The organism is Lacticaseibacillus boliensis (assembly GCF_054784775.1).
Genome location: NZ_BAAIHN010000081.1, coordinates 1 through 1,240 on the forward strand (window position 1 = coordinate 1; position 1,240 = coordinate 1,240).

Here is a 1,240-nt window from a genome sequence, read left to right on the forward strand (position 1 = left end):
GGGTCTACACTTTCTGGTGTTGGAGAAATCCAACGCCGAGAGTGTAGGCCCTTTTTAAAATGACAAATTAAAAGGACACCTACAAAGCTACCCATGCTATGCTCTAAGCGTCGAAACCAAAAGCTAGTGAGGTAGTCTATAGATGTCCCAGTACAATCCTACTCTGTCTATCCTTGGAATTCCAGATTCAAATATTCGTGTCTCAGAAGTGTATGACGAATACCGCGGTAAAGGCCCCCGTTACCATAAGGTACATGTCATCTTTGGTGAATTATCTTACGCTCTGAAACGTTGCCCACTGTGTGGCATGGAGACCTTGCGTCCTAACGGGCACAAACTCACCCATATTCACGTTAAAGGGGCGACGGAGATCCCGACAATCCTGGATTTAAACAAACAACGCTGGTGGTGTGACAACTGCCAGCACTCCATTATGGCGACAACGTCCTTAGTTGACTTCAATCACTCCATTGCCAACGGTATCCAACGTACGACCGTTAAGCTAGCTCGCCAACGTTATACGAAGAAGGCTATCGCAACCTTGCTAGGTGTCTCGACCAGCACGATTCAAAGAATTCTTGATACCAACGTCAAGTACCATGCCGCTAGGCACTTACCGGTTAATTTATGCTTTGACGAGTTCCGTTCGACCAGTAATATGATGTCGTTCATCTGTATAGATGGCGATACCCACAAACTAGTTAGTCTTCTTGGAGATCGTCTAAACAAAACAATCAAGGACTTCTTCATCTCGCACTACAGCCTCAAAGAACGCCAAGCCGTGCACACTATCACCATGGATATGAACGCTACGTATCAGCTCTTCGTCCATGAAGTCTTCCCCAACGCCCAGATCATTATCGATCGCTTCCACATCGTTCAGCTACTCGGACGGGCACTGGATCAGGCCCGGATTGCTACCCTTAAGCAGATTCAAGACCATCATCTAAGAACCTACAAAGTGCTCAAATCCCAGTGGCGTCTCTTCCACAAGGCTGATCCCGATGCCCAACACGTCCGTTATTTCTTTGGTCTGAACGAATATATGACAGAAGAAAACGCCTTGGATATTGCTCTAACTGAAAGTCCCAAACTCAAGCAAGTGTATGACATGTATATCTCGGTACACGACGCGTTGATGAATCATGACACGCGGGCAGTCTGGCGTCTCATCGATACTTATCAACCCGCAGGGACAACGATGGATACCACTATTGAGACCCTGAGAAAGAACCGTAGT

General features: G+C 46.9%; 1 protein-coding gene. It reads left to right on the forward strand.

Translation table 11 applies throughout. From position 1 onward, the window contains the following. Positions 1-142 precede the first annotated feature (142 nt). Positions 143-1,240, forward strand: a 1,098-nt coding sequence (locus ACYVRB_RS14215; protein ID WP_461216066.1) for an ISL3 family transposase, incomplete at its 3' end; no start/stop codon positions are given.